We start from the raw sequence: 23,143 nt of genomic DNA on the forward strand, positions 1-23,143 counted from the left end.
ACGTGGACGACGTGCGGGAGAACCTGACCTACGAAGGGTTCGGCCGTGCCGTGCGTGAGCTGGCGCAGACCGTGGCGGACGACGGATTCGAGCCCGATGTGGTGCTCAGCATCGCGCGGGGCGGGGTATTCGTCGCCGGCGGGCTCGCCTATGCGCTGGACTGCAAGAACATTCACCTGGTGAACGTGGAGTTCTACACCGGGGTGGGCACCACCCTGGAAATGCCGGTCATGCTGGCGCCCGTTCCCAATGCCATCGACTTCTCGGACAAGAAGGTCCTGATCGCCGACGATGTCGCCGATACCGGGAAGACGCTGAAGCTGGTGCGTGATTTCTGTATCGATCACGTCGCCGAGGTACGCAGCGCGGTCATCTACGAGAAGTCGCATTCGCTGGTGAAGTGCGAATACGTGTGGAAGAAGACCGACCGCTGGATCAACTTCCCGTGGAGTGTGGACAAGCCCGTCGTGCGGCGCAGTGGGCAGGTTCTCGACGCCTGACCCCTGCCGGGCCCGGAGCGGGGCTGCTCAGGGGCAGTGGCGGTGGTGGGTGTTGAGGCGGGCCGCCTGACGGGTCAGGTGGTCGCGTTCGGGGAGGCTGGGTGCCTTCCGGGCGGCCTCGGCGTAGAGGCGTGCCGCTGTCGACAGGTCGCCGTCGCGTTCGTGGAGGTAGGCCGCCACCGCGGTGTGGCGGGGGAGCGAGTCGTCGAGCGCCGCGAGTGCCGCCAGGCCGGCGCGTGGTCCGTCGGCCTCGCCGATGGCCACCGCGCGGTTGAGGCGGACGACCGGGTTGTCGGTCAGGCGGGCGAGCTCGTCGTACCACTCGACGATCTGCGGCCAGTCGGTCTCCCCGGCGGTGGGCGCGTCGGCGTGGAGGGCCGCGATGGCGGCCTGGGCCTGGAACTCGCCCAGCCGGTCGCGGGCGAGGGCCGCCTGGAGGATGCCGATGCCCTCGGCGATCAACGCGGTGTCCCACCGGCTGCGGTCCTGCTCGGCGAGCGGTACGAGGCTGCCGTCCGGTGCGGTCCGCCCGGCGCGCCGGGCGTGGTGGAGCAGCATGAGGGCGAGCAGCCCGGACACCTCGGGGTGGTCGATCACGGCCGCCAGCTGCCGGGTGAGCCGGATGGCCTCGGCGGCGAGGTCGATGTCGCCGGAGTAGCCCTCGTTGAAGACCAGGTAGAGGACGCGCAGCACGGTGGCGACGTCCCCGGGCCGGTCGAACCGGACGCCGGAGACGGTGCGCTTGGCGCGGCTGATGCGCTGCGCCATGGTCGCCTCGGGTACGAGGTACGCCTGCGCGATCTGGCGGGTGGTGAGCCCGCCGACGGCGCGCAGGGTGAGGGCGACCGCGGACGACGGGGTCAACGACGGGTGGGCGCACAGGAAGTAGAGCTGGAGCGTGTCGTCCACCGCGGGCGCGGGTCCGGGCGCCGGTTCCTCGTCGGCCAGGTCCTCGCGCCGGCGGCGGGCGGTGTCCGCCCGGGTCGCGTCGAGGAACTTGCGCCAGGCCGCGGTGATCAGCCAGGCCTTCGGGTCGCGGATGGGGTCTCCCCCGTTCGAGCGCAGCCGAGAGCTTGGGGAAGGGCCGGCCGACCAGACGCGGACCGCCTCGACCAGCGCGTCCTGCACGGCGTCCTCGGCCGCCGCGAAGTCGGCTCCGCGGCGGACGAGGATGCCGAGCACACTCGGCGTGAGGCTCCGCAGGAGGGCCTCGTCGATGGATGAGCCGTTCATCGCCGAGTCGGTCCAGTCACTCGGAGATGGTGGGCGGCTCGGTCAGGAACGGGCGCAGCTCCAGCCATTCGTGGATCGGCTCCCCGCCCGCCCCGGGGGCGGCCGACAGCTCCCCGGCCAGCTCCACGGCGCGCTCGTGACTGTCGACGTCGATCACCATCCAGCCGGCGATGAGGTCCTTGGTCTCGGCGAACGGGCCGTCGGTGACCGGCGGGCGCCCCTCGCCGTCGTACCGGACCCACGTGCCCTCGGGGGCGAGCGCCTGGGCGTCGACGAACTCGCCGGTCTTCTCCAGCCGGGCCGCGAAGTCGTTCATGTACTGCACGTGCGCCGTGATCTCCTCCGGCGTCCACTGGTCCATGGGGACGCAGTTCACCGCGTCCGGAGCGCCGCGGTAGTGCTTGAGCATCAGGTACTTGGCCATCGTGTACTCCTCGTGCTGGTGCGGCCCATTCTGGTCGCGTTCACCGCTGGGACGGAGCAGGTCACGGGTTTTCGACATCCGCGTCCGCCTCTTTACGAATCTTTACGAAGAAACCCCCGGCGGACGGAACGTGCCGGGGGTTTCGGTGTGCGGAAGCGGGCGGGTGCCGGGTCAGATCGTGCCCAGCTTGATGATCGACAGCAGCGCGATCAGCTGGATCGCGGACGCGCCCAGCGCCTTCGGCCACGGCAGGTCGTGCGACTTGCTCACCATTGAGGTGAAGAGCGCGGCCGAGGCCAGCCAGGTGACCCAGCCGAGGATCTGGACCAAGGAGTTCTCGCCGCCGAGGAAGAGCGCGAATATCAGGCGGGGCGCGTCCGTGATCGACATGATCAGCATGGACAGGCCCACCGTCGGCTGCCACGCGCCGTCGCCGCCGAGCTGGCGGGCGAGGGTGTGCGTGACCGCGCCCAGGACGAGGCCGCCGATGACGAAGCCGATGCCCGTGATGACGACGTAGGGCACCGCGGTGGAGATCGTCGCGTGGATCGCGTCGTCCCGGGCCTGGTCGAAGCCGAAGAGGGCGAGCAGGCCGTACAGGAACGTGACGACGAGCGCCGGACCCCAGACGGGGTAGTCGCGCATCTGCCAGAACGTCGGTCCCGGGCGGAGCACGATGCCGGTGAGCAGCTCCTTCCACGGCAGCCGGGGGCCTGCGGGCTGGGCGGGGGCCTGGCCGGCGCGGTAGGTGTCGCCGGGGCCGTACGGGTCCTCGCCGATGCTGAACGCCTGGGTATGGCCGGGGGAGTTGGCGTACGGGTCGCCGTGCTGGGGGGAGCCGTGGGGGCTCTGGGGGTGCTGGGGCTGGTGGTACGGGTCGCCGAAGTACTCCGGCTCGCCGTGGCCGCCGCCGTGGCCGCCACCGTTGTAGCCGCCATTGCCGCCGCCTTGACCGCCGCCGTTGTAGCCGCCGTTGTTGTACGGCGGCGAGGCCGCGTTGCCTCCTGCCGGTGGCCAGGGCTGTTGACCGTACGGCGGTGGTGCCTGTGTGCCGTACGGCTGCTGCCGCGGTTGCTGTTGCGCTTGCTGCGGGGTGCGGTTGTCCCGGCCGCGTCCGATCCTGAATCCAGCCACGTCATCGAACGTACCTGGTCCGGGCCGGTGCGGTCAGGGGGCCTGGGGAACCTGCCCGCCATTGCCGCCGAGCTGTGACATCCCCTAGGGGAACCCCGGGGGGACAGCCCCAGGACGCCGGGTCGGCCGCGCGGTCGCGTACGGAAAAGCGGAAGCGGCCGGTCCCGCCCTCTGGGCAGGTCCGGCCGCTTCCGTCGTGCGGCTCGCCGGGTTACTTCACCGGCTCCGGCTCCGGCGCGTCGGCCGACTCCGCCTCACCGGCCGGGTCGGCCGGGGTCTTCACGGAGTCCAGCAGCAGCTGCGACACGTCGACCACCTGGATCGACTCCTTGGCCTTGCCGTCGTTCTTCTTGCCGTTGACCGAGTCGGTCAGCATGACCAGGCAGAACGGGCAGGCGGTGGAGACGATGTCGGGGTTGAGGGACAGAGCCTCGTCGACGCGCTCGTTGTTGATGCGCTTGCCGATCCGCTCCTCCATCCACATCCGGGCACCACCGGCACCGCAGCAGAAGCCCCGCTCCTTGTGGCGGTGCATCTCCTCGTTCCGGAGGCCCGGGACCTTCGCGATGATCTCGCGCGGCGGGGTGTAGATCTTGTTGTGACGGCCCAGGTAGCACGGGTCGTGGTACGTGATCAGGCCCTCGACCGGGGTCACCGGGATCAGCTTGCCCTCGTCGATGAGGTGCTGGAGCAGCTGGGTGTGGTGGATGACCTCGTACTCGCCGCCGAGCTGCGGGTACTCGTTGGCGATGGTGTTGAAGCAGTGCGGGCAGGTCGCGACGATCTTCTTGAGCGACTTCGCCTTCTTGGTCGAGTCGTCCTCGTCGTCCTCGCCGAACGCCATATTCAGCATCGCGACGTTCTCCTGGCCGAGCTGCTGGAACAGCGGCTCGTTGCCCAGACGGCGGGCGGAGTCACCGGTGCACTTCTCGTCGCCGCCCATGATCGCGAACTTGACGCCCGCGATGTGCAGCAGCTCCGCGAAGGCCTTGGTGGTCTTCTTGGCCCGGTCCTCCAGGGCGCCCGCGCAGCCGACCCAGTACAGGTAGTCGACCTCCGTGAGGTCCTCGACGTCCTTGCCGACGATCGGGACCTCGAAGTCGACCTCCTTGGTCCACTCGACGCGCTGCTTCTTCGCCAGGCCCCAGGGGTTGCCCTTCTTCTCCAGGTTCTTGAGCATCGTGCCCGCCTCGGACGGGAACGCGGACTCGATCATCACCTGGTAGCGGCGCATGTCGACGATGTGGTCGATGTGCTCGATGTCGACCGGGCACTGCTCCACGCACGCACCGCAGGTGGTGCAGGACCACAGCACGTCCGGGTCGATGACGCCGTTCTCCTCGACCGTGCCGATCAGCGGGCGCTCGGCCTCGGCGAGAGCGGCGGCCGGGACGTCCTTCAGCTGCTCCTCGGACGCCTTCTCGTTGCCCTCCATGTCCTTGCCGCCGCCGGCCAGCAGATACGGGGCCTTGGCGTGCGCGTGGTCGCGCAGGGACATGATCAGGAGCTTGGGGGAGAGCGGCTTCCCGGTGTTCCAGGCGGGGCACTGCGACTGGCAGCGGCCGCACTCGGTGCAGGTGGAGAAGTCCAGCAGGCCCTTCCAGGAGAAGTGCTCGATCTGCGAGACACCGTAGACGTCGTCCTCGCCCGGGTCCTCGAAGTCGATCTCCTTGCCGCCGGAGGTCATCGGCAGCAGCTCGCCGAGCGAGGTCTCGCCCTTGGCGTTGCGCTTGAACCAGATGTTCGGGAAGGCCAGGAAACGGTGCCAGGCGACGCCCATGTCCTGCTTCAGCGCGACCGTGATCATCCAGATGAAGGAGGTCGCGATCTTCAGGCCGGCGAAGAAGTAGGTGAGGTTCTGGAGGGTGGAGACGTCCAGGCCCTCCAGCCAGTTGACGACCGGGTACGAGATGAAGAAGGAGGCCTCGTAGCCGTCGACGTGGTGCTGGGCGCCTTCGAGGGCGTGCAGCATGAAGATGCAGACGCCGACGATGAGGATGACGGCCTCGACGAAGTACGCCTGGCCGAAGTTGGACCCGGCGAAGCGGGACTTGCGGCCCGGCTTGCGCGGGTGGGCCAGCTGCCGGATCACGATCAGGGTCACGATGCCGAGCACGGTCATCGTGCCGATGAACTCGACGAAGACGTTGTACGGTGCCCAGTCGCCGATGATCGGCAGGAGCCAGTCGGCCTTGAAGAGCTGGCCGATGGCGTTGACGATCGTCAGCAGCAGCGAGAAGAAGCCCACCGCCACGAACCAGTGCGCGACACCGACGATGCCCCAGCGGTTCATCCGGGTATGGCCGAGGAACTCCCTGACCACGGTGACGGTGCGCTGTGCGGGCTCGTCCGTGCGGGTGCCGGCGGGCACGTTCTGGCCGAGCCGCATGAAGTTGTAGATCTGCAGGAGGGCGCGGAGGAACAGGGCCACGCCGACCACGATCAGAACCAGCGACACGATGATCGCGGCGAGTTGCATTTGGGGGCTCCTCGGGCCTGCGAGGGTGGGGAGGGTCGGATCCAGCGTCAATGAGACGAGTACTGGCGATTATCAGTGATCAGAGTGATTACTAAGCAGTAACTTAATCAGTCTGTGCTGACACTACCCACTTCTTCCTCCGTGCTGTAGCCGGACGGGCGGTGATCTGTGTCGCTCGGGCGCGCCTTTTTGTGCCGTGTGAGCCCGCGGGCCGCCTCGCGCAGTGGAAGGCGCGCGGCCCTCGCCAGGATGGCCAGGTCCAGCCCCATTCCACGGTGCTCGGCGTAGTGCTGGTCGAGCAGGTCCGGCTCGTACCACGGCATTCCGGAGCGGGAGTGCACCTGCGCCAGGCCGGTCAGGCCGGGTTTCAGCTCCTGTCGCCAGTGTGCCGCGGCGAGGCCGGCGTCGTCCGGGGTCAGGGGTTCCGGGCCGACCAGGGAGAGGTCTCCCCGTACCACGTACGGCAGTCGGGAGAGCAGGTCCAGCCGCAGGTGCCGGGTGCGCAGCGAGCGCAGCACGAAGACGTGGCCGCCCAGGCCGGTCCGGGGGGAGCGGGTCAGTACGCCGCCGGGGGGTCTGCGTGCCGCGAGGGCGAGGGCGCCCGCGGCGAGCAGGGGGGAGGTCAGGGCCAGGAGGGCCGAGCCGAGGGTCACGTCCAGTACGCGTTTGGCCGGCGGGTACTGCCACCGTCGTACGCGTACCTGTACCTGTGCCTGTGCCTGTGCCCGTGCTCGTCCCCGTCTCCGTGTCTGCATCGTTCGCACCTGCCTGGGGTCGCGGCGGATCGAATGCCGGTTTTGCGTGGCTCACGGCATTTTGTGACAGAACGATCCCATGGGGCGATGATGGGGGCGGGCTGCGCCGCCCGAGGGTCGGGGGTGTCGTGGGTGACCGGGTCGGCCGTGGGGGCGGGGAAATCTCGTGCCGCGCGGGGTCTGTGCACGATAGTTGAGTCGCCTCGACTCAGGTCTGTTGACAGTGGGGCGGGGGTCGTGCATCCTTGAGTCAGATCCACTCAAGTAGTCAAGCTGGAGGAATTGAAATGGCACGTGCGGTCGGCATCGACCTGGGCACGACTAACTCCGTCGTCAGCGTTCTCGAAGGCGGCGAGCCCACCGTCATCACCAACGCAGAGGGCGCCAGGACCACGCCGTCCGTCGTCGCCTTCGCGAAGAACGGCGAGGTGCTGGTCGGCGAGGTCGCCAAGCGCCAGGCAGTGACCAACGTCGACAGGACGATCCGCTCGGTCAAGCGCCACATGGGCACCGACTGGAAGATCGACCTGGACGGCAAGAGCTTCAACCCGCAGCAGATGAGCGCCTTCGTCCTGCAGAAGCTGAAGCGCGACGCCGAGTCGTACCTGGGCGAGAAGGTGACCGACGCGGTCATCACCGTCCCCGCGTACTTCAACGACTCCGAGCGTCAGGCGACCAAGGAGGCCGGCGAGATCGCGGGCCTGAACGTCCTGCGCATCGTCAACGAGCCGACCGCCGCCGCGCTGGCGTACGGGCTCGACAAGGACGACCAGACGATCCTCGTCTTCGACCTCGGTGGCGGCACCTTCGACGTGTCGCTCCTGGAGATCGGCGACGGCGTCGTCGAGGTGAAGGCCACCAACGGTGACAACCACCTCGGTGGTGACGACTGGGACCAGCGCGTCGTCGACTACCTGGTGAAGCAGTTCGCCAACGGGCACGGCGTGGACCTGTCCAAGGACAAGATGGCGCTCCAGCGTCTGCGCGAGGCCGCGGAGAAGGCGAAGATCGAGCTCTCGTCCTCGACCGAGACCACGATCAACCTGCCTTACATCACGGCGTCCGCCGAGGGCCCGCTGCACCTGGACGAGAAGCTCACGCGCTCGCAGTTCCAGCAGCTCACCGCTGACCTCCTGGACCGCTGCAAGACGCCGTTCCACAACGTCATCAAGGACGCGGGCATCCAGCTCACCGAGATCGACCACGTCGTTCTCGTCGGTGGCTCCACCCGTATGCCGGCCGTCGCCGAGCTCGTCAAGGAGCTGACCGGTGGCCAGGAGGCCAACAAGGGTGTGAACCCGGACGAGGTCGTCGCCATCGGCGCCTCGCTCCAGGCCGGTGTCCTCAAGGGCGAGGTCAAGGACGTCCTGCTCCTCGACGTCACCCCGCTGTCCCTCGGTATCGAGACCAAGGGCGGCATCATGACCAAGCTCATCGAGCGCAACACCACGATCCCGACCAAGCGGTCCGAGATCTTCACGACGGCCGAGGACAACCAGCCGTCCGTGCAGATCCAGGTCTACCAGGGCGAGCGCGAGATCGCGGCGTACAACAAGAAGCTCGGCATGTTCGAGCTGACCGGCCTGCCGCCGGCCCCGCGTGGCGTCCCGCAGATCGAGGTCGCGTTCGACATCGACGCGAACGGCATCATGCACGTCGCCGCCAAGGACCTCGGCACCGGCAAGGAGCAGAAGATGACCGTCACCGGCGGTTCCTCGCTGCCGAAGGACGAGGTCAACCGGATGCGTGAGGAGGCCGAGCAGTACGCGGAGGAGGACCACCGCCGCCGCGAGGCCGCCGAGTCGCGCAACCAGGGCGAGCAGCTCGTCTACCAGACGGAGAAGTTCCTCAAGGACAACGAGGACAAGGTCCCCGCTGACGTGAAGACGGAGGTGGAGACCGCGCTCACCGAGCTGAAGGAGAAGCTCAAGGGCGAGGACACCGCCGAGATCCGTACCGCCACCGAGAAGGTCGCGGCCGTCTCGCAGAAGCTCGGCCAGGCGATGTACGCCAACGCCCAGGCCGACGGCGCCCCGCAGGGCGACCCGCAGCCCGGTGCCCAGGCCAAGGCCGACGACGACGTCGTCGACGCCGAGATCGTGGACGACGAGAAGGACGCCAAGGGCGGTGCGGTGTGACCGAGGAGACTCCGGGTTTCGAGGAGAAGCCCGACGTCCCCTCCGGCGCCACCCCTGACGGAGCTGAGCCGAAGGACGCCTCTTCCTCTTCGGAGGAGGGGGCGGCCCCGGCCGGGGACGCAGTACAGACAGTCGGCCTGACGGCCCAGCTGGACCAGGTCCGCACCGCGCTCAACGAGCGCACGGGCGACCTCCAGCGGCTCCAGGCCGAGTACCAGAACTACCGCCGCCGCGTCGAGCGGGACCGGGCCACGGTCAAGGAGATCGCAGTCGCGGGTCTCCTGTCCGAGCTCCTGCCCGTGCTCGACGACGTCGGCCGGGCCCGGGACCACAACGAGCTCGTGGGCGGGTTCAAGTCGGTGGCCGAATCCCTGGAGACGGTCGTCGCCAAGCTGGGCCTGCAGCAGTTCGGCAAGGAGGGCGAGCCCTTCGACCCGACGATCCACGAAGCCCTGATGCACTCGTACGCGCCGGATGTCACCGAGACGACCTGCGTGGCGATCCTGCAGCCGGGGTATCGGATCGGCGAGCGCACCATCCGCCCCGCGCGGGTGGCGGTGGCCGAACCGCAGCCGGGTGCGACACCGGCCGCATCGAAGGAAGAGAAGGCAACCGACGAGGAGAGCGGTGGCACCGAGGAGGTCTGACATTCCGTCCGACCACCTCGCGGCGCACCGCCCGGCCATGCGACCGGCCAGCGGGCCGGTCGCATGGCCGATCGTCCGGAAGGAGGGACGTCGATGAGCACGAAGGACTTCGTCGAGAAGGACTACTACAAGGTCCTCGGCGTCCCCAAGGACGCCACCGACGCCGAGATCAAGAAGGCGTACCGGAAGCTCGCCCGCGAGTTCCACCCGGACGCCAACAAGGGCGACGACAAGGCCGAGGAGCGCTTCAAGGAGATCTCCGAGGCGAACGACGTCCTCGGAGACAGCAAGAAGCGCAAGGAGTACGACGAGGCACGCGCCCTCTTCGGCAACGGCGGCTTCCGGGCCGGACCCGGCGGCGCGGGAGGCAACTTCAACTTCGACCTCGGCGACCTCTTCGGAGGCGGCCAGGGCGGGGGCCAGGGCGGCGCGGCCGGCGGTTTCGGCGGCGGCGGTCTGGGCGACGTCTTCGGCGGCCTGTTCAACCGGGGCGGTGCGGGGACACGGGTGCAGCCGCGTCGCGGCCAGGACATCGAGTCCGAGGTGACGCTCAGCTTCACCGAGGCCGTCGAGGGGGCCACGGTCCCGCTGCGGATGTCCAGCCAGGCGCCCTGCAAGGCGTGCTCCGGCACCGGCGACAAGAACGGCACCCCCAGGGTCTGCCAGACCTGCCTCGGCACCGGACAGGTCTCGCGCGGCACCGGCGGCGGCTTCTCGCTCACCGACCCCTGCGTGGACTGCAAGGGCCGGGGCCTCATCGCCCAGGACCCGTGCGATGTCTGCAAGGGCAGCGGACGGGCGAAGTCCTCCAAGACCATGCAGGTCAGGATTCCGGCGGGCGTCTCGGACAACCAGCGGATCCGGCTGCGCGGCAAGGGCGGTCCGGGCGAGCGCGGTGGACCGGCCGGCGATCTGTACGTCGTGGTCCACGTCGACGCCCACCCGGTCTTCGGCCGCAGGGGCGACAACCTCACGGTCACCGTGCCCGTCGACTTCACGGAGGCGGCGCTCGGCGGCGAGGTGAAGGTGCCGACGCTGGGCGGCCCGGCGGTCACGCTGAAGCTGCCCCCGGGCACTCCCAACGGGCGCACGATGCGCGCCCGCGGCAAGGGCGCCGTACGCAAGGACGGCACCCGGGGCGACCTGCTGGTCACCGTCGAGGTGAAGGTGCCCGGCGACCTCAGCAACGAGGCCAGGGACGCCCTGGAGGCCTACCGGAAGGCGACCGCGGGCCAGGACCCGCGGGCGGAGCTGTTCCAGGCAGCGAAGGGAGCTTGAGGTGGACGGCCGACGACGCAATCCGTACGAACTGACCGATGAATCCCCGGTGTACGTGATCTCGATCGCGGCCCAGCTCTCGGGCCTGCACCCGCAGACACTGCGCCAGTACGACCGTCTCGGCCTCGTCTCGCCCGACCGCACGGCCGGGCGCGGCAGGCGCTACTCGGCCCGCGACATCGAGCTGTTGCGCACCGTGCAGCAGCTGTCGCAGGACGAGGGCATCAACCTCGCCGGCATCAAGCGCATCATCGAGCTGGAGAACCAGGTCGCAGCCCTCCAGCAGCGCGTCGCCGAGCTCTCGGCGGCGGTGGACGGCGCGGCACAGGCGATGCAGCAGCGCGAGGCCCAGGTGCACGCCTCGTACCGGCGCGATCTGGTGCCGTATCAGGACGTCCAGCAGACCAGCGCGTTGGTGGTCTGGCGGCCCAAGCGGCCGAAGGACTGAGCGCGGCCCTGGGGCCGGGGAGGCGGCTCACGGGCCGGTTCCCCGGCCCTTTGCCGTGGCCCTTTGCCGTACGCCGCCGCGAACCGGTGAAGCCGTTCGTGGGGCAGGGCCCTCAGCGCTGTTCCTCCTCCAGCATCCCCGACCGCGCTATCAGATAGCCGAGCTGGGCCCGGCTGTTGCTGCCGAGCGCGGCGGCGAGCTTGGCGACATGGGCCCGGCAGGTGCGGACGTTCATGCCGAGGCGGCGGGCGATGGAGTCGTCCACATGGCCTTCCACGAGGAGCTGGGCGATGGAGCGCTGTACCCCGCTGATGCCCAGGGAGGTCGGTTCGTACTTGACCTCCTCCCGCAGCGGAGCCGCTCTGGTCCAGAGCTGCTCGAACACGTTGGCCAGGTACTCGACCAGCCCGGGATGACGGAGCTCCAGGGCGACCTGGTCGTCGTCGCTGGCCGGGATGAAGGCGACGGTCCGGTCGAACACGATCAGGCGGCCGATGAGCTCTTCGAGGGTGCGTATCTCCATGTTGTCGTCGGCCATGCGTTCCGCGTACGCCAGCGTGCTGGGGCTGTGGCGCGCCGTGTGCTGGTAGAGGGTGCGGATACCGACGCCGCGGTGGACGACGGACAGGCCGCGCTCCAGCGACTTGCTGAGACGGTCCTCGCTCCGGCCGCCGCCGGGCTGGACGGTGAGCACTTCGGTGCGGCACTCTGCGGTGGCGAGATCGAGGGCCGCGTTGATCCGGTTCACACCCTCCAGCACCGTGATGGCGTGGGTGCTGGGCGGTCCCAGAGTGCTGATGTCCATGAACGGCTCGAACGACTCCGTCAGTTCGACCGAGTGCCGGCGCCGGTCCAGGATCTCGCGCTCGATGGGATGCAGATGTTGTGCGAGTGCGGTGGACGGCGGAACGGGCCGGAGCCAGGCCGGGTCGTCCGGATCGGGATGCAGCAGCGCGAACTCCATCAGGCAGGGAGCCGGTTCCACTTCGGTGCGGGCGATGCGTCCCAGCCGCAAAGCACTGGCGTAAAGGCGTGCTCCTGCGTCGCACAGTTCGGTGATCCCATGAGAATGTGTCGGCTTTGTGTTGCTTGTGGTCATATCGTCACCCCCCAGGTTCCTGAACATGCAAGAACATGATGCATCTACGCGGTGGTGCTTGCGTGCCCAGGTGAGACATCGTCTTAGGTGCGGGGGAGAAGAATCCACAAGTGAGGACGAAGCCGACTATGTATAAGCGAATGCATCGCTCGGCGCTTGCCGTCTCGTTCGTCGCGGCCCTGGGGGTCGGGCTGGTGGGCGGCAGCGACATTGGCTGGAGCGAGGACAGCGTTGCCGGTGGCGACATCGGGTGGGCCGTCGAGGCCGCAGCCGACGGTGACATCGGCTGGCCGGTCGCGCCCGCCAAGTCGTCCGACATCGGGTGGGTCGTCCAGGCCTCGGCCAACGGTGACATCGGCTGGGCCTCGCCCGCCGAGTCGTCCGACATCGGCTGGGTCTCGCCCGCCGACATCGGCTGGGTCTCGCCCACCGGTACCGGCTCCGCCACGGCCCGCACAAGCGCATGACCATCCCGCCGGACGACCGGACCTTCCGGCGAGAGATGGCCACGGCCTACCGATCAGGCTGGCATTTCATCGATCTCGTCACTGCCATCCCCCACTGTGGCGACTCGTTGATGGTCACTCTGTTCGGCGACCCCATCGTTGTCGCACGTGAAGAAGACGACGAAGTACGCGCGTACCGCTGCCTCCGCAAGCCGCGTGGAGCCCCGCAGCCTGTCCGCTGCGCGATCCGGTACGACATGATCTTCGTCAACCTCGACCGGCGGGACCACCAGCTGTTCGAGCCAGAGACTATCTCCGCCACCCCCCGCAGTGCCTGAGCGATCCCCCGTCGTTCCATGTCGCTCAGTCACTCCCCCACACAACGGCGCCATCGTGACCTGAACACGATGGCGCCGTTGTGCCTTTTCCGGCCGGTGTCCTCTTCCCGGCCGGGTCCGGCCCCCGGACCGCGGGCCGGTCAGGCCTTGCCGAGCGCCCGGTCCACGGCGATCTCGATGACGATCCGGTCCGGGTTGGGCCGCGGCGTGCGCTCGTAGCGCTCCGCGTAGCGGCGTACCGCGTCGGCCACCACCTCCGGCTCCGTGCGCACCGTCGCGCGCCCCTCCAGCGTCGCCCAGCGGCGCCCGTCGATCTGACAGACGGCGACCCGTGCCCCGTCCGGGCCGGCCGCCAGGACGTTGGCGGCCTTCCTGGTGTTCTTGCCGGTGATGACCCGCGCCAGCCTCGTCTCGGGGTCGTACGTCACGCCCACCGGCACCACGTGTGGCGTGCCGTCGGGGCGGGGCGTGGTCAGGGTGCACACATGCCGTGCCCGCCAGAAGGCGAGGTACTCGGGGCCGGGATTCGTCACGTCGACTGCCATGGACACAGCGTAGGCAGCGCGGGGGCGGCCCCGGTGTGCCGCCCCCGCCCGCAGCCTCCGCCCCGGTGGCGGCGGGCCGGTGCGGCCGGTTCACTCGAAGGAACCCGGCGCCGGCGGACGGCCCGGCGGCCCGCGGTATCAAGTTGAGTGGAGGCCGCTCAATATTGCCTTGAGTGGGGTAGACTCAACTTTACGCACGTCGACATAGTCAGAGTCAGTGCTGTGGAGAGGCCAGTCACCGCAAGGAGGAGAAAGCGCACGTGGACGCCGAGCTGACCAACAAGAGCCGGGACGCCATCAATGCGGCCACCAGCAGGGCCGTGAAGGACGGGCACCCCGATCTGACCCCCGGGCACCTGTTGCTCGCGCTGCTCGCGGGCGAGGACAACGAGAACATCACCGATCTGCTCGCCGCCGTCGAGGCCGACCAGATCGCCGTACGCACCGAGACCGAGCGGCTCCTGGGCGCCCAGCCCAGCGTCACCGGGTCCACGGTCGCCCCGCCGCAGCCCAACCGCGAGCTGCTCGCCGTCATCGCCGACGCCGCGCAGCGCGCGAAGGAGCTCGGCGACGACTACCTCTCCACCGAGCACCTGCTGATCGGCATCGCGGCCGAGGGCGGCCGCGCCGGTGAGATCCTCAGTGGGCAGGGAGCCAGTGCGAAGAGGCTGCTGGACGCATTCGAGAAGAGCAGGGGAGGGCGCCGGGTGACCACACCCGACCCGGAGGGCCAGTACAAGGCGCTGGAGAAGTTCGGTACCGACTTCACCGCGGCCGCACGCGAGGGCAAGCTCGACCCGGTCATCGGCCGTGACCAGGAGATCCGCCGCGTCGTCCAGGTGCTCTCCCGCCGCACCAAGAACAACCCCGTGCTCATCGGTGAGCCCGGCGTCGGCAAGACGGCCGTCGTCGAGGGCCTCGCCCAGCGCATCGTCAAGGGCGACGTCCCCGAGTCCCTGAAGAACAAGCGGCTGGTCTCGCTCGACCTCGGCGCGATGGTCGCGGGCGCCAAGTACCGGGGCGAGTTCGAGGAGCGGCTGAAGACCGTCCTCTCCGAGATCAAGGAGAGCGACGGGCAGATCATCACCTTCATCGACGAGCTGCACACCGTCGTGGGCGCGGGCGCCGGCGGCGACTCCGCCATGGACGCCGGCAACATGCTCAAGCCCATGCTGGCCCGCGGCGAGCTCCGCATGGTCGGCGCGACGACGCTCGACGAGTACCGCGAACGGATCGAGAAGGACCCCGCCCTGGAGCGCCGCTTCCAGCAGGTGCTGGTGGCCGAGCCGAGCGTCGAGGACACCATCGCGATCCTGCGCGGGCTCAAGGGCCGGTACGAGGCCCACCACAAGGTCTCCATCGCGGACTCCGCGCTGGTGGCCGCCGCGACCCTGTCCGACCGCTACATCACCTCCCGCTTCCTCCCCGACAAAGCGATCGACCTGGTCGACGAGGCGGCGTCCCGGCTGCGCATGGAGATCGACTCCTCGCCGGTGGAGATCGACGAGCTCCAGCGCGCCGTCGACCGCCTCCACATGGAGGAGCTGGCCCTCAAGAACGAGACCGACCCCGGCTCCCGGCAGCGCCTGGAGAAGCTCCGCCGCGACCTCGCCGACAAGGAGGAGGAGCTGCGCGGCCTCAACGCCCGCTGGGAGAAGGAGAAGCAGGGCCTCAACCGCGTCGGTGAGCTGAAGGAGCGTCTCGACGAGCTGCACGGCCAGGCCGAACGCGCCCAGCGCGACGGCGACTTCGACACCGCTTCCAAGCTGCTGTACGGGGAGATCCCCGGCCTGGAGCGGGAGTTGGCGGAGGCGAGCGAGGCCGAGCAGGAGGCCGCGAAGGACACGATGGTCAAGGAGGAGGTCGGCCCGGACGACATCGCCGATGTCGTCGGCTCCTGGACCGGCATCCCGGCCGGACGCCTGCTGGAGGGCGAGACCCAGAAGCTGCTGCGCATGGAGGACGAGCTCGGCAGGCGGCTCATCGGGCAGAGCGAGGCCGTGCGGGCGGTGTCGGACGCGGTACGCCGCACCCGTGCCGGAATCGCCGACCCCGACCGGCCCACCGGCTCGTTCCTCTTCCTCGGCCCGACCGGTGTCGGCAAGACGGAGCTGGCGAAGGCGCTCGCCGATTTCCTGTTCGACGACGAGCGGGCCATGGTCCGCATCGACATGAGCGAGTACAGCGAGAAGCACAGCGTGGCGCGGCTCGTCGGAGCCCCGCCCGGATACGTCGGCTACGAGGAGGGCGGCCAGCTCACCGAGGCGGTCCGCCGCCGCCCGTACAGCGTCGTGCTGCTGGACGAGGTCGAGAAGGCCCACCCCGAGGTCTTCGACATCCTGCTCCAGGTCCTCGACGACGGCCGGCTCACCGACGGACAGGGCCGGACGGTGGACTTCCGCAACACCATCCTGATCCTGACCTCCAACCTCGGCAGCCAGTTCCTGGTCGACCCGCTGACCAAGCCCGAGGAGAAGAAGGAACGCGTCCTGGAGGTCGTACGGGCCTCGTTCAAGCCGGAGTTCCTCAACCGGCTCGACGACCTGGTGGTCTTCTCCGCCCTGTCCGGTGACGAGCTCGCGCACATCGCTCAGCTCCAGATCGACCGGCTCGCCAAGCGGCTGGCCGACCGGCAGCTCACGCTCGACGTCACCCCGGCCGCCCTGGCCTGGCTGGCCGAGGAGGGCAACGACCCGGCGTACGGGGCTCGGCCGCTGCGCCGCCTCATCCAGACGGCGATCGGTGACCGGCTGGCGAAGGAGATCCTCTCCGGCGAGGTGCAGGACGGCGACACCGTCCGGGTGGACCGGGTCGGTGACGACCTGCTCGTCGGGCCCGCGACCGCGTAGACGGCGCACGGCCCGCCGATGACGGGCCCCGGCCCGGGAACCGCCGCGCGGTCCTCGGGCCGGGGCCCCGTCGTTTCACGCTGCCGGCCCTCCGCCGTTCGCGCCGCCGGGCAAGGGGCGAGGAAGTACAGCATTTTCGGGAGAAAAGCGAAAATAGCCACCGCCTTCGATGATCCATCGTTCAACATCGATATTGAGCCAAACGCCTCGCTCTGCACCGATGCGCGGCAGCTTCCTGCCCGCCCCCGCCCCCGGCTGCATCACCCGCCCCTGACAAGGGACTTCTGTTCGGGCGCCGACGGCTTCCGCCCGGCGTCGCGCGAATAATCAGGACACCTCGCGGCGCCCGTCGTGACCTACTCGCAGGTGCGGTTAGGGGCCGAATTAGGCAGTCGGTAGCGTGCCCGCATGAACGAGCGGATAGGCGATGAGATCAATTCGGGGCCCAAAAAGCCCAGATCTGACAATCTCTTTCACCTTGGCGAATTCCGTACCCTCTGGGCTGCTTACGCCCAGTCGATCCTGGGTGACCAGCTGGCACGCGTGGCCCTGTCGTTGCTCGTGTTCGAACGCACCGACTCGCCAGGGTGGACCGCGGCGACATATGCGCTGACCACCTTGCCCGCGCTGCTGTCCGGGGTACTCCTGTCCGGCCTGGCGGACCGGTTCCCCCGGCGTACGGTCATGATCAGCTGCGACCTCGTGCGGATGGTGCTGGTCGGGCTGATGGCCCTGCCCGGGATGCCCTTGCCGCTGCTCGCCGGGCTGCTGGTGCTGGCGCAGCTGGCCGAGGCACCCTTCGGCGCCGCCCAGGGCGCGCTGCTGCCCACCGTGCTCGGCGCCGAGCGGTACGAACGCGGCCAGCGGGTCATGCAGATCACCCACCAGACCGGGCAGCTGGTCGGCTTCGCCGGCGGAGGTCTGCTGGCCGCGTGGCTGGGCAGCAACCTCTCGCTGGGCGTGAACGCGTCGACCTTCCTGCTCTCGGCGATCCTGGTCCGGTTCGGCGTGAAGGCCCGTCCCGCGGCGAGTGCCGACACCCGCAAGAAGCGGCTCGGCGCACAGGTCGGGGGCGCGGCGGGGCTGATCTGGTCGGACCGCCGGCTCCGGTCGCTGCTCGCCCTGGGGTGGCTCGCGGGGTTCGTCGTCCTGCCGGAAGGGCTGGCCGCCCCGTTCGCGGACGAGGCCGGCGGTGGCGCGTACTCGGTGGGACTCCTGCTCGCCTCGCATCCGGCCGGGATGGTGCTGGGAGCGGCCCTGCTGGGGCGGGCCGGGGTCGGCGACGAGACGCGGCGCCGGCTGCTCGGGCCGCTGGCGATCGGTGCGAATCTGCCGCTGGTCGCCTACTGGCTCGATCCCGGCGTCGGCGCGGCCATGTTCCTGCTGCTGGTGGCCGGGGTGTGCTCCGCCTACCAGATCACCGCCGGGGCCACCTTCGTACTCCTGACACCGGCCGACCAGCGCGGCCAGGCGCTGGGGCTGGCCAGGTCGGGGGTGACCGCCATGCAGGGGATCGGCGTCGCCCTCGGGGGTGTGGCGACGGAGCTGACCGGCTCGTCGGCGAACACCATCGGCGCGTCCGGACTCCTCGGGGTGCTGTGCGCGATCCTCGCCGCCGCCGCCTGGTCACGGGCGCGGGCGACCGGTACGCAGACGATTCCGCGGAAGGCATAGGCGGTCCCTGGACCCCCTTGGCGGCGAAACGCGGCTAGGGTCGTCGGCAGGAAACCACGAGCGATCCACAGGAGTACCCAGCGATGTCTATCGATCCGTCCTCGATTCCGAATTTCGGGGGCCAGCCCGAACCGCAGGCGGCAGGACCCGAGGGCCCCGTTGTCCCTGACCAGGACCTCGTCAAGCAGCTCCTCGAACAGATGGAGCTGAAGTTCGTCGTCGACGACGAGGGCGACCTCGCGGCGCCGTGGGAGGACTTCCGGACGTACTTCATGTTCCGGGGCGAGGACGAGCAGCAGGTCTTCTCGGTCCGTACGTTCTACGACCGCCCGCACGCCGCGGACCAGCGCCCCGTCCTGCTCGACGCGATCGACGACTGGAACCGCCGCACGCTGTGGCCCAAGGTCTACACGCACACCCACGAGCCCGAGGAGGGCTCCGAGGAGACCGAGGTCTCGGTCCGTCTGATCGGTGAGGCGCAGATGCTCATCGGTACGGGCGTCAGCCTGGAGCACTTCGTCTCGTCGACGGTCAGCTGGGTGCGCGCCTCGATCGAGTTCGACAAGTGGCTGCAGGAGCGCCTGGGCCTGACCCCGGCCGAGGAGAAGGCGGACGGCGGGGACCCGGTCCCCCCGAGCGCCTGAGCCCTCGTACGGCGGTGACACCCCACCCCGGGGCGGCGGTCCTCGTGACCGCCGCCCCGGGGTGGCGGCGTTTCAGGGCGCCAGCCGCCGGAGCGTTCGGGGAGAGTGCGGCAGAAGGCGTAGGCGTCCTTCTCGCCGAACGGGGCGATGTCGGTGGTGATGAAGTACGTGCCGTCGGGCCGGTAGACCTCGAACCCGGCCGCGCGCAGTCCGTCGCCGAGCAGGTCGCGCCGGCGGCGCAGGCCGGCGCGGAAGTCGTCGAAGTAGGAGTCCGGCAGGCGCAGTGCCTCGGCGATCGCGTACTGGAACGGGCCCGCGCTGACATAGGGCAGGTACTGCTTGGCGTCCGGACGGCTGCGGTCGGCGGGGCGCTCGCGGTGACCCAGCCGAGACCTCGTTCGTACACTCATTCGCGTGTCGCGCAGCAAGCCCACCAGGGGCAACCCCAGCGCCAGCGTCGCCGGTGAGCCGGCGGCGGTCTACTGCCGCATATCCCAGGCGGACGACGACGACCAGACAGGCCTCGACCGCCAGGAGCGCATCTGCCGCGAGATCGCCGAGCGCCGGGGCCTGGTCATCAACCCCGCCCACGTCTTCGTCGACAACAGCCGCTCGGCCTGGAGCCGCAAGCGGAAGCGGCCCGGCTGGGACCGCCTGCTGAACGAGGCCCGGAACCCGTGGCTTCCGGCACGTCATCGCCTACCATCCCGACCGGCTCATGCGGCAGCCCCGGGACCTGGAGGAGCTGCTCCAGCTCTCCGACGACCACGCGATCACCCTCCACGGCGAGGCGAACCGTCGTGACCTCGCCGACCCCGAGGACCGCTTCATCCTCCGCATCGAGGTCGCGCACGCCTGCCGCTCCTCCGACGACACCTCGCGGCGGCTGAAGTCCGCGATGCAGGACCGGGCGCGGGAGGGCAAGCCGCAGGGCGGCGTGCGGCGGTTCGCTACGCCAAGGACGGCATGACGATCATCGAGGAGAGGCCGAGATCGTCCAGGAGGTGTTCGACCGCTACCTGAAGGGCGAGGGCCCGGCACCCATCGCGAAGAACCTGCACAGCCGGGGCATCCGCAAGCGTGAAGAACCGCCGTGGTCGGGGTGAAGGGCTCGGAGGCGACCGCGCACAGGCGGATCAGGCCCATGGCCGGGCGGGGCGAGCATCGTGCCGTCAGATCGGGCTGAGATCTGTCAGGCCGGGTTGACCTGGTTCGCCGTCGGATGAGGAAGGGGCTGTGCCATGGCGCTCCAAGTGAGCGACGATCGCTGTCCGCAAAGGCTCCGGTCCCCCGGGCTGTGCGGGCATGCCATCCGCCCAGTCGATACCGCGGTGCACCTCGTGCCACTTCGGCCGAAGCTGCTTGTCCTCGCGCCCTGCCCCCTGCTGGTTCACTCCGAACCCTTCCAGCACCACGTTCCATACGGGTTGCAGGTCGCTGATCATCAGTCGTTCAGCCATGGGCGTGAAGAGATCGTCGGCGGGAAGGTAGCGCGCGAAGAAGTCGCTGAGTTCGAGGTCTAGAGCAGTGCCGATCTTGCGGGCGTGCTGCCTGAGTCGGTCCCGCAGTTTCGTACCTTCCCACGCCGCGCCCACGTTCTGGCCCTTGCGGCTACCCGCTGGATCGGCCTTGCCCACGTAGATGGGTATGTTGCACTTCGCGGAGGAGATACGCGTATATAGCTTGTTGGGTCCCGCGTAATAGATGGCGTAAATGCCGGAGCCGCGGAAGTTGGGGATGTCACCGAGGGACACAGGCTTCGACGACACCAGGGCCCAGAGCACGCTCCGCCCGAGGTTCTCGCGTCGGAGCGGGTCGTAGATGCGGTCACGCCCGGACTCAGCGGATGGATCCCGAAGGCCGCGCTCGCTGGGCTCGGTCACGGGACGGCTCCTTCGCTGGGCTCGGTCTGCCTCTGTCTCGGTCCGCGACGGTCGGGGAGACGTGGGTCATCGAAGGAACTGTAGTCGCCACATGGTGAAGATTTTGGCCAGAATGGCGACATGATCACTCACTCCGCGGTATGGTTTTACCCGTACTGATCTGCTAGGAGTGTGAAACATGGCACGGACGTCGGTCGAACTGTTCGCCGGAGGTGGTGGGCTGGTGCAGGCTGGCACGAACGTCGGCTTCCGTCATCTCCTCGTGAATGAGTACGCGAAGTGGGCGTGCGAGACGTTGAAGGAGAACGACTTCGTGGCCTACCCGGAAGGGTCGTGTCCTCCCGTCCCTGAGGAACTGAAGGACGGGGAGGAGAAGACCGACAAGCACAAGACGCCGCTGGTCATGGGCGATGTACGCAAGCTGAACATGACCTACCTGGGGGAGCGCGAGGTCGACCTCCTGGCCGGCGGCCCGCCGTGCCAGCCGTTCAGTCTCGGCGGCGTCGCCAAGGGTGACGAGGACGAGCGGAACATGTTCCCCGAGATGTTCCGGGCCGTGAGGGAGATCAGGCCAAAGGCGGTCCTCTGTGAGAACGTCCGCGGCTTGCTGCGTCAGTCTTTCGCCCCGTATTTCCACTACATCAAGCGCGAGCTGGAGCTGCCCTTCGTGAAGCGCGCTGGCGCGACTTGGCAGGAGCACGATCGGCAGCTGCAGGAGCGGCTGAAGGCGGAGGACACGGACCCGACGCAGCGGTACGACGTTCTCGAATTCCCCGTGAACGCCGCCAATTACGGGGTGCCGCAGATCCGGAACCGCGTCATCCTTGTAGCCTTCCGGGCCGACCTCGGCGTGGATCAGGAGAAGTTCCGAGAGGCGGTCAAGGAGACACACTCCAAGCGGTCTCTGGTCCAGTCCTTCCGCGATCACACCTACTGGGACCGGCACCGAACCGTCGAGAAGCATGTCCGTGATGATGTCGGGCGCCTCTACCCACAGGAAGAGCTCCACCTCGACGAAGGGGAGTCCCTGGCCCCATGGCTGACACTGAGGGACGCCTTGGTCGGGCTGCCTGAGATCAACTTGGAGCAGTTGGACAAGAAGACGCCGCAGGGCTTCCCTGACCACATCGGGTGGCCGGGCGCGAGGATCTACCAGGGCCACACGCCGAACATGCTGGATTACCCAGCGAAGACCGTGAAGGCCGGCGTGCATGGTGTCCCAGGCGGCGAGTCCGTGATGCTCCTGGACAAGCGCGAGCGAAACCAGGAGACCGGGCGCCTGGACTACATCCACCGATACATGACCGTCCGGGAGACCGCGCGCGTCATGACGTTCGGCGACAAGTGGAACCTCATGGGGCCGCGCGGGGAGCGGATGCGTCAGCTGGGCAACGCCGTGCCGGTACGCCTGGGAGAGGTCTTCGCGAAGGCTATTCACGCAGCACTGGATGACGTGGAATCGCGATCGTGACCGATTCGCAGCGTGGCAGGCAGAGTGGCTGGAACGATCAACCGCCGCCGACGCGAGCCTGGAAAGGCCGAGCCGGTCGAAGCCGAGTAGCTCTGGCGGCCGAGCAGGACCGCGCGGCCGGCGGTCGCCAAGGGCGCTACGTCCGTCTGGATGACGATCGCTACGCTCTCGCCTCCGTCGAACTCAAAGTGCTGCCCCACACACGACGTATTCGCGCCTACTTGCGGTGGTCCGACAAAGGCCGTTCGCCCGCCAAGTACCTCGGGCAAGTCGACAACGACACCCGAGCGGCGAACCTCGTCGCCGGGTGGGAAGCGGCGGCGGAGAAGGGACTTGTGGGTGTCCGACCCGTGCCGCAGGGCTCGTGGGCCTCATCGGACGCGGTTCGCGCGTCGATGCGCGGCAACAGGGGCAAAGACACCGGTCCTGAGCTCAGACTCCGCTCTCTCATCCATCGTGAGGGGCTGCGGTACCGCGTATCAGCGCGGCCGCTACCCGACCTGCGTCGTACCGCGGACCTTGTGTTCACGAAGGCCCGCGTGGCGGTGTTCGTGGATGGCTGTTTTTGGCACGGGTGCCCGGAGCATCACAGGCCGGCGACGACTCGAAATCCTGAGTTCTGGCGCGACAAGATCGAGGTCAATCGCTCGCGGGACGAGGAGACGAACCGTCGCCTCTCCGAAGCTGGGTGGATGGTTATCCGTATCTGGGAGCACGAGGACCCCGTCGACGCCGCTCAGCGCGTCATCGCGGTGGTACGCGGTCAGTGACGCGGGCTACAGGGTCCCGTCGCGGAGCAGGTCCTCGACCACGTCTGTAGCGTGCCGCAGAGTGATCCGGCCGTCGCCGTCGCTGAAAGCGAGCAACCGCTCGCCGATGCGCAGGCCGGCCCCAACCAAGACATCCATCGGGATCTTGATGATCCCGCCCCCGCCACGGTCACCTCAGCGGGCTCTCGAATCATCCTCCCCGGATGCCACGGGGAGTGGAACCGGGACCGCCCCCGCGGTCCTGGGGGTGGCGCGAACGAGTCCTCGAACCCGAGACGGTTGTCAGTGACCGCCTCTACCATCGAAGCGGTCACGATCGTCGGGGTTGCCGCCGCAGCCGTCGACCTCAATGCACATGGCCCGAGGGGGGCACGCCGAGGGCGTGACC

Annotated in this window: 24 protein-coding genes and 1 pseudogene; 15 read left to right on the forward strand and 10 right to left on the reverse strand. The window is 68.9% G+C overall.

Features of this window, described 5'->3' with window-relative positions; translation table 11 throughout:
• Window positions 1-2 precede the first annotated feature (2 nt).
• Complete coding sequence (locus ACFYY1_RS13405) at window positions 3-500, forward strand: phosphoribosyltransferase (protein WP_266733722.1); 498 nt, start codon at window positions 3-5, stop codon at window positions 498-500.
• 27 nt (window positions 501-527) lie between these two features.
• On the opposite strand, the gene ACFYY1_RS13410 is transcribed toward ACFYY1_RS13405, so the two are convergent.
• The 5 genes from ACFYY1_RS13410 to ACFYY1_RS13430 all read right to left on the reverse strand — a co-directional run bounded on the left by ACFYY1_RS13410 (window position 528) and on the right by ACFYY1_RS13430 (window position 6,525).
• On the reverse strand, window positions 528-1,718 hold the full coding sequence (locus ACFYY1_RS13410; protein ID WP_388584704.1) for an RNA polymerase sigma factor: 1,191 nt from the start codon (window positions 1,716-1,718) through the stop codon (window positions 528-530).
• 31 nt (window positions 1,719-1,749) lie between these two features.
• Window positions 1,750-2,157, reverse strand: coding sequence for a YciI family protein (locus tag ACFYY1_RS13415; RefSeq protein ID WP_388584706.1), 408 nt, complete (start codon window positions 2,155-2,157; stop codon window positions 1,750-1,752).
• A gap of 171 nt (window positions 2,158-2,328) precedes the next feature.
• Complete coding sequence (locus ACFYY1_RS13420; protein ID WP_388584208.1) at window positions 2,329-3,291, reverse strand: Yip1 family protein; 963 nt, start codon at window positions 3,289-3,291, stop codon at window positions 2,329-2,331.
• A 211-nt stretch (window positions 3,292-3,502) separates the two neighbouring features.
• Window positions 3,503-5,770, reverse strand: a complete 2,268-nt coding sequence (locus ACFYY1_RS13425) for a (Fe-S)-binding protein (protein WP_388584211.1) — start codon at window positions 5,768-5,770, stop codon at window positions 3,503-3,505.
• A gap of 107 nt (window positions 5,771-5,877) precedes the next feature.
• Complete coding sequence (locus ACFYY1_RS13430) at window positions 5,878-6,525, reverse strand: sugar transferase (protein WP_388584214.1); 648 nt, start codon at window positions 6,523-6,525, stop codon at window positions 5,878-5,880.
• A gap of 287 nt (window positions 6,526-6,812) precedes the next feature.
• On the opposite strand from ACFYY1_RS13430, the gene dnaK reads away from it, so the two are divergent.
• The 4 genes from dnaK (at window position 6,813) to ACFYY1_RS13450 (ending at window position 11,036) form a co-directional block, all read left to right on the forward strand.
• Window positions 6,813-8,663 carry a molecular chaperone DnaK gene (dnaK, locus tag ACFYY1_RS13435; RefSeq protein WP_376636234.1) on the forward strand — a complete coding sequence of 617 codons (1,851 nt, stop codon included), beginning with the start codon at window positions 6,813-6,815 and terminating at the stop codon, window positions 8,661-8,663.
• Window positions 8,660-9,310 (forward strand): nucleotide exchange factor GrpE, encoded by a 651-nt coding sequence (grpE, locus tag ACFYY1_RS13440; protein ID WP_388584218.1) that lies wholly within the window; start codon window positions 8,660-8,662, stop codon window positions 9,308-9,310. The genes dnaK and grpE overlap by 4 nt, the downstream gene beginning before the upstream one ends.
• A gap of 93 nt (window positions 9,311-9,403) precedes the next feature.
• Entirely contained in the window at window positions 9,404-10,588 is a 1,185-nt protein-coding gene (dnaJ, locus tag ACFYY1_RS13445) for a molecular chaperone DnaJ (RefSeq protein ID WP_388584221.1), read from the forward strand.
• 1 nt (window position 10,589) lies between these two features.
• Window positions 10,590-11,036 carry a heat shock protein transcriptional repressor HspR gene (locus ACFYY1_RS13450; protein WP_072487850.1) on the forward strand — a complete coding sequence of 149 codons (447 nt, stop codon included), beginning with the start codon at window positions 10,590-10,592 and terminating at the stop codon, window positions 11,034-11,036.
• Between the two features lie 112 nt (window positions 11,037-11,148).
• Here the strand turns inward: ACFYY1_RS13450 and ACFYY1_RS13455 are convergent, their stop codons facing one another.
• The gene (locus ACFYY1_RS13455) at window positions 11,149-12,135 is read right to left on the reverse strand and encodes a helix-turn-helix transcriptional regulator (RefSeq protein ID WP_388584225.1); all 987 of its coding nucleotides are present in this window, start codon (window positions 12,133-12,135) and stop codon (window positions 11,149-11,151) included.
• A gap of 128 nt (window positions 12,136-12,263) precedes the next feature.
• Between ACFYY1_RS13455 and ACFYY1_RS13460 the strand changes: the two genes are divergently transcribed.
• A complete protein-coding gene (locus tag ACFYY1_RS13460; protein WP_388584228.1) occupies window positions 12,264-12,602 on the forward strand; it encodes a 5'-nucleotidase in 339 nt (112 codons plus the stop codon).
• A complete protein-coding gene (locus tag ACFYY1_RS13465; protein ID WP_072487853.1) occupies window positions 12,599-12,919 on the forward strand; it encodes a (2Fe-2S)-binding protein in 321 nt (106 codons plus the stop codon). Before ACFYY1_RS13460 ends, ACFYY1_RS13465 begins: the two co-directional genes overlap by 4 nt.
• Window positions 12,920-13,059: 140 nt before the next feature.
• On the opposite strand, the gene ACFYY1_RS13470 is transcribed toward ACFYY1_RS13465, so the two are convergent.
• Window positions 13,060-13,464, reverse strand: a complete 405-nt coding sequence (locus tag ACFYY1_RS13470; protein ID WP_388584231.1) for a pyridoxamine 5'-phosphate oxidase family protein — start codon at window positions 13,462-13,464, stop codon at window positions 13,060-13,062.
• Between the two features lie 260 nt (window positions 13,465-13,724).
• Between ACFYY1_RS13470 and clpB the strand changes: the two genes are divergently transcribed.
• From clpB to ACFYY1_RS13485, 3 genes are all read left to right on the forward strand, one after another.
• Complete coding sequence (gene clpB / locus ACFYY1_RS13475) at window positions 13,725-16,313, forward strand: ATP-dependent chaperone ClpB (protein WP_388584233.1); 2,589 nt, start codon at window positions 13,725-13,727, stop codon at window positions 16,311-16,313.
• Window positions 16,314-16,721: 408 nt separating this feature from the next.
• Window positions 16,722-17,987 (forward strand): MFS transporter, encoded by a 1,266-nt coding sequence (locus ACFYY1_RS13480; protein WP_388584235.1) that lies wholly within the window; start codon window positions 16,722-16,724, stop codon window positions 17,985-17,987.
• An 83-nt stretch (window positions 17,988-18,070) separates the two neighbouring features.
• On the forward strand, window positions 18,071-18,631 hold the full coding sequence (locus tag ACFYY1_RS13485) for a YbjN domain-containing protein (RefSeq protein WP_351254320.1): 561 nt from the start codon (window positions 18,071-18,073) through the stop codon (window positions 18,629-18,631).
• A gap of 86 nt (window positions 18,632-18,717) precedes the next feature.
• On the opposite strand, the pseudogene ACFYY1_RS13490 reads toward ACFYY1_RS13485, so the two are convergent.
• Window positions 18,718-19,022: pseudogene (locus ACFYY1_RS13490) on the reverse strand (aminotransferase class I/II-fold pyridoxal phosphate-dependent enzyme); the annotation flags it as partial.
• A gap of 23 nt (window positions 19,023-19,045) precedes the next feature.
• On the opposite strand from ACFYY1_RS13490, the gene ACFYY1_RS13495 reads away from it, so the two are divergent.
• The 3 genes from ACFYY1_RS13495 to ACFYY1_RS13505 are packed head-to-tail and all read left to right on the forward strand — an operon-like array spanning window position 19,046 to window position 19,737.
• Window positions 19,046-19,435, forward strand: coding sequence for a recombinase family protein (locus ACFYY1_RS13495; protein ID WP_388584237.1), 390 nt, complete (start codon window positions 19,046-19,048; stop codon window positions 19,433-19,435).
• Window positions 19,350-19,601, forward strand: a complete 252-nt coding sequence (locus ACFYY1_RS13500; protein WP_388584239.1) for a hypothetical protein — start codon at window positions 19,350-19,352, stop codon at window positions 19,599-19,601. Before ACFYY1_RS13495 ends, ACFYY1_RS13500 begins: the two co-directional genes overlap by 86 nt.
• 34 nt (window positions 19,602-19,635) lie before the next feature.
• On the forward strand, window positions 19,636-19,737 hold the full coding sequence (locus ACFYY1_RS13505) for a hypothetical protein (RefSeq protein ID WP_388584242.1): 102 nt from the start codon (window positions 19,636-19,638) through the stop codon (window positions 19,735-19,737).
• A gap of 66 nt (window positions 19,738-19,803) precedes the next feature.
• Here ACFYY1_RS13505 and ACFYY1_RS13510 read toward each other — a convergent pair whose 3' ends face one another.
• Complete coding sequence (locus ACFYY1_RS13510; RefSeq protein WP_388584244.1) at window positions 19,804-20,514, reverse strand: Eco29kI family restriction endonuclease; 711 nt, start codon at window positions 20,512-20,514, stop codon at window positions 19,804-19,806.
• 178 nt (window positions 20,515-20,692) lie between these two features.
• Here ACFYY1_RS13510 and ACFYY1_RS13515 point away from each other — a divergent pair, with 178 nt between their 5' ends.
• Window positions 20,693-21,985, forward strand: a complete 1,293-nt coding sequence (locus ACFYY1_RS13515; RefSeq protein WP_388584247.1) for a DNA cytosine methyltransferase — start codon at window positions 20,693-20,695, stop codon at window positions 21,983-21,985.
• Window positions 21,982-22,755, forward strand: a complete 774-nt coding sequence (locus ACFYY1_RS13520) for a very short patch repair endonuclease (protein ID WP_388584248.1) — start codon at window positions 21,982-21,984, stop codon at window positions 22,753-22,755. Before ACFYY1_RS13515 ends, ACFYY1_RS13520 begins: the two co-directional genes overlap by 4 nt.
• A 6-nt stretch (window positions 22,756-22,761) precedes the next feature.
• Here ACFYY1_RS13520 and ACFYY1_RS13525 read toward each other — a convergent pair whose 3' ends face one another.
• A complete protein-coding gene (locus ACFYY1_RS13525; RefSeq protein WP_388584250.1) occupies window positions 22,762-22,893 on the reverse strand; it encodes a hypothetical protein in 132 nt (43 codons plus the stop codon).
• Window positions 22,894-23,143 lie beyond the last annotated feature (250 nt).

The organism is Streptomyces sp. NPDC001890 (assembly GCF_042891445.1).
Lineage (GTDB): Bacteria > Actinomycetota > Actinomycetes > Streptomycetales > Streptomycetaceae > Streptomyces.

Excerpts from the sequence above, each read along its gene's own strand:
- ACFYY1_RS13415 (WP_388584706.1), bottom strand. The coding sequence starts at position 2,157 with ATGGCCAAGTACCTGATGCTCAAGCACTACCGCGGCGCTCCGGACGCG.
- ACFYY1_RS13425 (WP_388584211.1), bottom strand. The coding sequence starts at position 5,770 with ATGCAACTCGCCGCGATCATCGTGTCGCTGGTTCTGATCGTGGTCGGC.
- ACFYY1_RS13430 (WP_388584214.1), bottom strand. The coding sequence starts at position 6,525 with ATGCAGACACGGAGACGGGGACGAGCACGGGCACAGGCACAGGCACAG.
- dnaK (WP_376636234.1), top strand. The coding sequence starts at position 6,813 with ATGGCACGTGCGGTCGGCATCGACCTGGGCACGACTAACTCCGTCGTC.
- dnaJ (WP_388584221.1), top strand. The coding sequence starts at position 9,404 with ATGAGCACGAAGGACTTCGTCGAGAAGGACTACTACAAGGTCCTCGGC.
- ACFYY1_RS13455 (WP_388584225.1), bottom strand. The coding sequence starts at position 12,135 with ATGACCACAAGCAACACAAAGCCGACACATTCTCATGGGATCACCGAA.
- ACFYY1_RS13460 (WP_388584228.1), top strand. The coding sequence starts at position 12,264 with ATGTATAAGCGAATGCATCGCTCGGCGCTTGCCGTCTCGTTCGTCGCG.
- ACFYY1_RS13465 (WP_072487853.1), top strand. The coding sequence starts at position 12,599 with ATGACCATCCCGCCGGACGACCGGACCTTCCGGCGAGAGATGGCCACG.
- ACFYY1_RS13470 (WP_388584231.1), bottom strand. The coding sequence starts at position 13,464 with ATGGCAGTCGACGTGACGAATCCCGGCCCCGAGTACCTCGCCTTCTGG.
- ACFYY1_RS13480 (WP_388584235.1), top strand. The coding sequence starts at position 16,722 with ATGAACGAGCGGATAGGCGATGAGATCAATTCGGGGCCCAAAAAGCCC.
- ACFYY1_RS13485 (WP_351254320.1), top strand. The coding sequence starts at position 18,071 with ATGTCTATCGATCCGTCCTCGATTCCGAATTTCGGGGGCCAGCCCGAA.
- ACFYY1_RS13500 (WP_388584239.1), top strand. The coding sequence starts at position 19,350 with ATGCGGCAGCCCCGGGACCTGGAGGAGCTGCTCCAGCTCTCCGACGAC.
- ACFYY1_RS13515 (WP_388584247.1), top strand. The coding sequence starts at position 20,693 with ATGGCACGGACGTCGGTCGAACTGTTCGCCGGAGGTGGTGGGCTGGTG.
- ACFYY1_RS13525 (WP_388584250.1), bottom strand. The coding sequence starts at position 22,893 with ATGGATGTCTTGGTTGGGGCCGGCCTGCGCATCGGCGAGCGGTTGCTC.